At 66.4% G+C, this 8,565-nt stretch carries 7 protein-coding genes and 1 pseudogene; 7 read left to right on the top strand and 1 reads right to left on the bottom strand.

Going from position 1 to position 8,565, the window contains the following annotated elements; translation table 11 throughout:
* The 6 genes from JWP83_RS19390 to JWP83_RS19365 form a co-directional block, all read left to right on the top strand.
* Nucleotides 1–519 (top strand): LLM class F420-dependent oxidoreductase (locus JWP83_RS19390; protein ID WP_297733215.1); only part of this gene is annotated, 519 nt, incomplete at its 5' end.
* Nucleotides 520–652: 133 nt separating this feature from the next.
* Nucleotides 653–1,393, top strand: coding sequence for a GntR family transcriptional regulator (locus JWP83_RS19385; RefSeq protein ID WP_297733212.1), 741 nt, complete (start codon nt 653–655; stop codon nt 1,391–1,393).
* A 39-nt stretch (nt 1,394–1,432) separates the two neighbouring features.
* Nucleotides 1,433–3,250 (top strand): ABC transporter substrate-binding protein/permease, encoded by a 1,818-nt coding sequence (locus JWP83_RS19380; RefSeq protein ID WP_297733209.1) that lies wholly within the window; start codon nt 1,433–1,435, stop codon nt 3,248–3,250.
* Nucleotides 3,247–3,996, top strand: coding sequence for an amino acid ABC transporter ATP-binding protein (locus tag JWP83_RS19375; protein ID WP_297733205.1), 750 nt, complete (start codon nt 3,247–3,249; stop codon nt 3,994–3,996). The genes JWP83_RS19380 and JWP83_RS19375 overlap by 4 nt, the downstream gene beginning before the upstream one ends.
* Nucleotides 3,997–4,071: 75 nt before the next feature.
* A complete protein-coding gene (locus tag JWP83_RS19370; protein WP_297733202.1) occupies nt 4,072–4,569 on the top strand; it encodes a MarR family winged helix-turn-helix transcriptional regulator in 498 nt (165 codons plus the stop codon).
* 57 nt (nt 4,570–4,626) lie between these two features.
* Nucleotides 4,627–5,298 carry an SDR family oxidoreductase gene (locus JWP83_RS19365; RefSeq protein WP_297733199.1) on the top strand — a complete coding sequence of 224 codons (672 nt, stop codon included), beginning with the start codon at nt 4,627–4,629 and terminating at the stop codon, nt 5,296–5,298.
* Nucleotides 5,299–5,308: 10 nt separating this feature from the next.
* Here the strand turns inward: JWP83_RS19365 and leuS are convergent, their stop codons facing one another.
* Nucleotides 5,309–8,227 (bottom strand): leucine--tRNA ligase, encoded by a 2,919-nt coding sequence (gene leuS, locus JWP83_RS19360; RefSeq protein WP_297733196.1) that lies wholly within the window; start codon nt 8,225–8,227, stop codon nt 5,309–5,311.
* A gap of 184 nt (nt 8,228–8,411) precedes the next feature.
* Here leuS and JWP83_RS31310 point away from each other — a divergent pair.
* Nucleotides 8,412–8,565 (top strand): annotated as a pseudogene (locus tag JWP83_RS31310) (hypothetical protein); the annotation flags it as partial.

Below are 8,565 nucleotides of genomic sequence, written 5' to 3'. Positions count from 1 at the left end.
GACATGGCCCGCACCGTCGACCACATATCCGAGGGCCGACTCGTCCTGGGAATCGGTTCCGGCTGGAAGCAAATGGATTACGACGAGTACGGCTACGAATTCGGCACCGCCGGTAGCCGACTCGACGACCTGGCGGCCGCGCTGCCCCGGATCAAGGAGAGGTTGGCCAAGCTGAACCCGCCAGCGACCCGCGACTTCCCGGTCCTCATCGGCGGCGGCGGTGAACGCAAGACCCTGCGGCTGGTGGCCGAATATGCCGATATCTGGCACAGCTTCACCGCCGCCGACGAGCTTCCGGCGAAGTCGGCCGTCCTGGACCGGCACTGCGCCGAGGTCGGCCGGGACCCGGGCGGCATCGAACGCTCGGCCGCCGTAAAAGGGGACCTCGCGGGCGGCCTGCTCGCCAATGCCGAAACCCTCGTGAACTTCGGTGTCAGGATGCTGACGGTTGGTTGCGACGGTCCGGATTACGACCTGAGCGCCGCGGAAGCGCTCTGCAAGTGGCGCGACGGGCGTTGAAAGCCACTTACTCAATTTGATGCCCTAATTGCCTCCGATTCATTCACCAAACACATGAACGCGCGCGCCAAGTCATGAGAAACTCTGTGCGCTAGGTGGACCGAACCGGGTTGGAAAGGCACTCAAGAAACGGATGCCAAAAAAGTACGGGGTCAAAGAAAAGGACCAGGTCGTTTCGCACATTCTCAACCTGGTATTGACGGGGAAACTGCGCAGCGGCGACCGCGTCGACCGCAATGAGATCGCGGTGGGGCTCGGGGTCAGCCGCGTCCCGATTCAAGAGGCGCTGGTCCAACTGGAACACGACGGCATCGTGTCCACCCGCTATCACCGGGGCGCCTTTGTCGAGCGCTTCGACGAAGCCACCGTCGTTGAACATCACGAACTCGACGGCCTGCTCAACGGCATTGCCTCGGCGCGCGCGGCCACCAACCCCACGCCGCGGATTCTGGGGCAGCTCGATGCGCTGATGCGATCGTTGCGCTCCGCGAAGGAATCGCGCGCCTTCTCGGAAATCGCCGGGCAGTACCGGCACACGATCAACGAGGAATACGCGGGGCCGCGGCTGCACGCCACGATCCGCGCTTCGCAAGACCTCATCCCCCGGGTGTTCTGGATGACCTACCAGTGCAGCCGCGACGACATGTTGCCGTTCTACGAAGACGAGACCTCCGCAATACACCGGCGCGACCCGGAGGCCGCGCGGGCCGCGTGCGTGGGGCGGTCCACCCTGATGGCCCAGACCATGCTGGCCGAACTGTTTCGACGCAGGGTGTTCTCCGCGCCCGATGACATCGGCCAAGTCGTTCCCGGCGCCCTTCGAGTATTGGCCGGCGCGGACGCCGCCGAGGGCGAGCCGTCGATCGCGCTGTAAAACGCGCCGGGCCGCCGCTCGGTCGTTACGGTGTCGGTGATGACTGCGTGCACGGTCCGACGCGCCAAGCGCCGCGGAAAGCTGCTCGGGCTGGTCGCGACAACGGTGCTGGTGTGCGGCATGGCATCAGGCGGTGCGGCCGCCCCCGCCGCTGCCGACTGGAACCAATGCGCGCCAGGCGGTTTGAACAGCGCCAGGGTCCTGCCGAAGGATCTGACCGAGAACCCCGCCACGGATCACGAGGACCGGGACACGACAACCTCCGTCGAGCCGCTCAGCTCAGCGAACGTCGATGCATTGGGCCTCGGCACGCCGGGTGTCCTGACGGTCGGCACGCTGTCGGACGCCCCGCCCAACATCTGCATCAACCCCACCGGCGAATTCAGCGGCTTCGACAACCAGCTGTTGCTTGCCATCGCCGGCAAGCTGGGCATCCAAGTGCGCTTTGTCAGCACGGACTTCTCCGCGCTGCTCGCCCAAGTGGCGTCCCGGCGCTTCGACGTCGGCTCGGCATCGGTGAAGGCCACCGACGCGCGTCGCCGCACGGTTGCGTTTACCAACGGCTACGACTTCGGCTTCTACTCCCTCGTGGTGCCCCCCGGCTCGGCGATCCACAAGTTCAGTGATCTCGCCGCCGGCCTGCGCATCGGCGTGGTCCAGGGCACCGTCGAGGAGTCGTATGTCGTCGACACGTTGCACCTGCAACCGGTGAAGTACCCCGGCTTCGCCACCTTGTACGCCAGCCTCAAGACGCGCCAGATCGACGCGTGGGTAGCGCCTGGGACCCTGGCATCGACCGTAATGCGACCCGGCGACCCGGCGGTGGTCGTCGCGAACACTTTCAGCCCAGGCAATTTCGTGGCGTATGCGGTTGCCAAAGACAACCAGGCCCTGATCGATGCGCTGAATTCCGGGCTGGACGCCGTGATCGCCGACGGCACTTGGGCGAACCTGTACTGCCAGTGGGTGCCACGGACGCCGCCGCCGGGCTGGAAACCCGGGTCCAAAGCCGCCCCCGCTCCGCACCTGCCGGACTTCGCCGCGGTCGCCGCGAGCCACCACCGCGAGCCGGTGGGACTGGTGGCGCCGCAGTCGACGCTGGCCCAGTTGAGTGATTCCTTCTTCGATTGGGACCTGTACCGACAGGCCATCCCCGTTCTGCTCACCACCGGGCTGCCCAATACGTTGATCCTGACGAACAGCGCCCTCGTCATCGGCCTGGCGCTCGGGATGGTGCTGGCAATCGCCGGAATCTCGCATTCACGCTGGCTGCGCTGGCCGGCGCGGGTGTACACCGACATCTTTCGCGGGCTCCCCGAGGTGGTGATCATCCTGATCATCGGGATGGGCGTCGGGCCGTTGGTCGGCGAACTGACCAACAAGAATCCATACCCGTTGGGCATCGCCGCACTGGGATTGATGGCCGCCGCCTACATTGGCGAGATCCTGCGCTCGGGTATTCAAAGCGTCGACCCCGGCCAACTCGAAGCTTCCCGCGCGCTGGGATTCAGCTATCCGGCCGCGATGCGTCTCGTGGTTGTGCCGCAGGGGATCAGGCGGGTGCTGCCCGCATTGGTCAACCAGGCCATCGGGCTGTTGAAGGCCTCCGCGCTGGTGTACTTCTTGGGCTTGGTCGCCGACCAGCGGGAGCTCTTCCAGGTGGGCCGGGACCTCAACGCGCAGACCGGCAGCTTGTCACCGTTGGTGGCCGCCGGTCTCTTCTATCTGATTCTGACCATTCCGCTGACCCATTTGGTGAACTACATCGACGGCCGGCTTCGCCGGGGCCATGGTGCCGCCGAGCCCGAAGACCCGGCCGACATGCTCACGACGAAGTTCGGTCAGGAGATCACGTGACAGCGGGCGCCCCGAGGCGCGCGGCGGTATCGCTGGCGGCCAAGGACATTCATCAGACCCTCGGCGGCAATCTGGTGTTGCGCGGCGTTGATATCGAGGCCCCCGCGGGCACGACGGTCGCCGTCATCGGACCGTCTGGTTCTGGAAAGTCGACGCTGCTGCGCACCCTGAACCGGCTGCACGAGCCGGATAGCGGCGATATCCTGCTGGACGGGCGGTCGGTGTTGCGCGACGATCCGGACCAACTTCGCCAGCGCATCGGCACGGTGTTCCAGCATTTCAATCTCTTCCCGCATCTCAGCGTGCTGAAGAATGTCGCGCTGGCGCCGCGCAAGTTGCGGCGCCTGCCCGCGGACGCGGCGCGAGAGTTGGCGCTGACCCAGCTGGATCGAGTTGGTTTGAAGCACAAGGCCGGTGCCCGCCCCGGCACGCTGTCCGGCGGCCAACAACAACGGGTCGCGATCGCCCGCGCGCTGTCGATGGACCCACAGGTGATGTTCTTCGACGAGGCGACGTCAGCGCTGGATCCGGAGATGGTCAAGGGGATTCTGCAACTGATCGCCGACCTCGGCGCCGACGGCATGACCATGATCGTCGTGACGCACGAAATGGGCTTCGCCCGGTCGGCATCCGACACCGTCGTTTTTATGGATCACGGAAGAGTCGTGGAATCCGGGCCGCCCGAGCAGATATTCGAAGCCGCCGAGACCGAAAGGCTCCAGCGATTCCTGTCCCAAGTGCTATGACGGTCCCCAACTAGTCTGAGTTAGTCCGCAATAGCTCCCTTGTACGCCACGCATATCGGGTTAGACTGCCGACTTATGGCGGACAGCGAATCCACCGCGCCCGAGGCAACGGAGCTTGCGGAAGGTCTGCACCGCGCGCTATCCAAATTGTTTTCGATTCTGCGCCGCGGGGACCCCAACGGCGTCGTGGCCGGGGATCTGACCCTGGCGCAGCTTTCGATCCTGATCACCCTGCTCGATCAGGGGCCCATCCGGATGACCGACCTGGCGGCGCACGAACGGGTACGTACCCCGACCACGACCGTGGCGATCCGCCGGCTGGAGAAGATAGGGCTGGTGAAACGCTCGCGTGACCCGTCCGACCTGCGGGCGGTGCTGGTCGACATCACGCCGCGGGGACGGGCCGTTCACGCCGAATCGCTGGCCAACCGGCACGCCGCCCTGGCCGCGATGCTCAGTCAGCTCAACGAGTCCGACCTCAACACGCTGACGAGGGCGCTGGCTCCGCTGGAACGCCTGGCCTCCGGCGAATCACCCCCCGCCGGAGAGCCGCCGGCACGCAAGCAGGCCTGAAAGTGGCTGATCCCCAAGGGGATTGGTAGCTTCCGTACACTTCCATACACTGTAGTCATGCCCACCGCACTCATCACCGGCGCGAGCGGCGCGATCGGTTCCGCGATCGCCGCGGCGCTGTCGCCAACGCACACCCTGTTGCTGGCGGGGAGGTCCTCCGATCGACTCGACGCCGTCGCGGGGCGGCTCGGCGCCACGACTTTTCCGCTCGACCTGACCAACCCCGACGAGATCGAGGCCAGCTGCGAAATCGTCGACGAACTCGACGTGTTGGTGCACAACGCGGGGGTGTCCATCCCCGGCCATGTCGCCGAATCCGACGTCGACGAGTGGCGCGCCACCTTCGCAGTGAATGTCTTTGGGGTAGTCGCACTTACGCTGGCCCTGCTGCCGGCGCTGCGGCGGGCCCGCGGTCAGGTGGTGTTCATCAACTCCGGTGCGGGGCGCAGTGTTTCACCGGGCATGGCCTCGTATTCGGCCAGCAAGTTCGCGTTGCGGGCTTTCGCCGATTCGCTGCGCAACGACGAGCCGGACCTGCGCGTGACCACGATCTATCCCGGCCGTACCGACAGCGCCATGCAACGGGAGCTCGTCGCGTTCGAAGGCGACGACTACGACCCGGCAAACTTCCTGCGGCCGGAAACGGTCGCGGCGGTGGTTGCCGGCGCGGTGGCCACGCCACCCGACGGTCACGTCCACGAAGTGGTGCTTCGGCCGCGCAAGCGATGACCGGCGCCTGCTAGACGACCAGGTTGACCAGCCGACCGGGGACCACGATCACCTTTCGTGGAGCGGCACCGGCCAAGAACGCCTGGACCTTTTCGTCGGCCATGGCCGCGGCTTTCAGCGTGTCGTCATCGGCGTCGGCGGCCACCACCACTCGTCCGCGCACCTTGCCGTTCACCTGGACCGGGTACTCCACGGTGTCTTCGACGAGGTAAGCAGGGTCGGCCTCAGGGAAGGGTCCGTGCGCCAACGAGGTGGTGTGGCCCAGCCGCGACCACAGCTCCTCGGCCATATGCGGGGCCAGCGGCGCCAGCATCAGCACCAGCGGCTCGACCGCCGCGCGCGGCACCGAGTCGCGGTGCTCTTTGGTGAGGTGGTTGGTGTACTCGATCAGCTTGGCCGTCGCGGTGTTATTGCGCAGTGCCGCATAGTCTTCGGAAACCCCGGCGATGGTGCGGTGCAGCGACCGGAGGGTGTCGGCGCCCAGCGATTCGTCGGCGTCGGCCACGCGGGTCTCGCCGGTCTGCTCGTCGATCACCAAGCGCCACACCCGCTGCAGGAAGCGGTGCGCGCCGACCACATCCTTGGTGGCCCAGGGCCGGGACGCCTCCAAGGGTCCCATCGACATCTCGTACACCCGCAGCGTGTCGGCACCGTATTCGTCGCAGATCTCGTCCGGCGATATCGAATACTTCAGGCTCTTACCGATTTTCCCGAATTCCTGGAAGACTTCGACCTCGCCGTCGGGCCCCGGATAGAAGAAGCCGCCGCCGCGTTCGATCACCTCCTCCGCCGGCACATAGGAGCCGCGGGAATCGGTGTAGGCGAAGGCCTGGATGTAGCCCTGGTTGATCAGCCGGCGGTACGGCTCGCGGGAGCTGACATGACCCAGGTCGTATAGCACCTTGTGCCAGAACCTCGAATACAGCAGATGAAGCACCGCGTGTTCGGCGCCCCCGACGTACAGGTCGACCCCGCCCGGATCCTGCGAGCCGTGCTCGGCCGGCCGCGGGCCCATCCAATAAGCCTCGTTTTCCTTGGCGCAGAACCGCTCTGAGTTATGCGGGTCGGTGTAGCGCAGCTCGTACCAGGAGCTGCCGGCCCACTGCGGCATCACGTTGGTGTCGCGGGTGTAGGGCTTCAGGCCGTCGCCCAGGTCGAGTTCGACGTGTACCCAGTCGGTGGCCTTGGCCAGAGGCGGCGACGGCTCGCTGTTTGCGTCGTCGGGGTCGAACAACACCGGCGAGTAGTCCGGCACGTCGGGCAGCTCGACCGGCAGCGCCGCCTCGTCGAGCGCGTGCGGCCGTCCGTCGCTGTCGTAGACGATGGGGAATGGCTCGCCCCAGTATCGCTGCCGAGCGAAAAGCCAGTCGCGCAGCTTGAATTCGATGCGCGCCCGGCCGCGGCCCTCGGCCTCCAGACGAGCGGTGATCGCTTCCTTGGCCGCCACCACGTCCATGCCGTCGAGGAAGCCGGAGTTGACCAGCACACCGTCACCCGCGTGCGCGGCCTGCGAAATATCGCCGCCGGCAATGACTTCCACGATCGGCAGGCCCAGCTCATGCGCGAAGTCCCAGTCGCGCTGGTCGTGGCCGGGGACCGCCATGATCGCGCCGGTGCCGTAGCCGGCCAGCACGTAGTCGGCAATGAAGATCGGGACGGGTTTTCCGTTGGCCGGATTGGTCGCGTAGCTGCCCAGGAAGACGCCAGTCTTCTCCCGGCTCTCCTGGCGTTCGAGGTCCGACTTTGCGCCGATCGCGCGGCGGTAGGCGGCGACGGCCTCGGCCGGTGTGGCGGCGTCGTACGTCCACCGGGGGTCGGTGCCGTCGGGCCAGGCGGCGGCGACCAGTTCGTCGACCAGGTCATGCTCGGGGGCCAGCACCAGGTACGTGGCGCCGAACAACGTGTCAGGACGGGTGGTGAACACCTCGATATCGACCACTGAACCAACTCCGTCGCCACCGCCCTTGGTCGCGGAGAACAGCGCCTGAGCGCCGTGCGAGCGACCAATCCAGTTGCGCTGCATGGTCTTTACCTGATCCGGCCATTCCAGCACATCGAGGTCGTCGAGCAGCCGGTCGGCGTAGGCCGTGATGCGCATCATCCACTGCCGCAGCCGTTTGCGGAATACCGGGAAGTTGCCGCGGTCGCTGCGGCCGTCGGCGGTGACCTCTTCGTTGGCCAGCACCGTGCCCAGTCCCGGGCACCAATTCACCATCGAGTCGGCCTGATAGACCAGTCGGTGCCCGTCGATCACATCGGCCCGCTCCCCCGCCGTCAGCGTGGCCCAGTCCCGTCCATCGTCGAGACGGCGCGCACCGGAATCGAACTCGGCGAGCAACTCGGCGATCGGACGCGCCTTGTTGGCGGTGGTGTCGAACCAGGCGTTGTAGATCTGAAGGAAGATCCACTGGGTCCACTTGTAGAACTCGGTATCGGTGGTCGAGAAGCTGCGCCGGCTGTCGTGGCCCAGGCCCAGCCGGCCCAGCTGGCGACGGAAATTGACGATGTTGGCCTCGGTCCGGGTACGCGGGTGGGTCCCGGTTTGCACCGCGTATTGCTCGGCGGGCAGCCCAAAGGAGTCAAAGCCCAACGCGTGCAGGACGTTATGGCCGGTCATCCGGAAATACCGGGCGTAGACGTCGGTGGCGATATAGCCCAGCGGGTGCCCGACGTGCAGTCCATCGCCCGACGGATAGGGGAACATGTCCTGCACGAATAGCTTGTCGTCGGGCACCGAGCTCCCGTCCTTGGGAGCCAGATCACCGACGGGGTTGGCCACGTTGAACGTGCTGAGCTTCGCCCAGTTCTCCTGCCACGTGCTCTCCACGCGGCGGGCCAGCGCCGCGGTGTAGCGATATGGCGGCGCATCGGAGTCCGGCTCAGGAACGCCAGAGGTGCTCCCACGCGTGGTGGTCGGGGATTCGGTCACCTGAACAGGGTATAAGGGCCGCCTCGGCGGCCCGGCCGGCCACAGGTTGGTCTCGGTTGCGTTGCGCACCGATCAGAGCTTCATCCCAGGTCGATGTCGACGCTATTCACCGCGCTGACCTCTGGTTACAGTCAGCCTCTAATGACCGGTGCTGGGACCCGGGCCATGGGAAGGATCGACGCAGATGATTCAGATCGCCCGCACGTTGCGGGTATTCGCAGGGGGTCTGGCCGCCGGCGCGATCGGTGTCACGGCGTTCGCGGGCGCCACCGCTTCGGCCGACCCCGCGCTGCCCGCACCGCCGCCCGCCCCCGCCGTCGCGGCGCCGGCGCCGGCGC

The organism is Mycobacterium sp. (genome assembly GCF_025965855.1).
Taxonomy (GTDB): Bacteria; Actinomycetota; Actinomycetes; order Mycobacteriales; family Mycobacteriaceae; genus Mycobacterium.
This window is presented reverse-complemented; position numbering and strand designations above follow the sequence as displayed.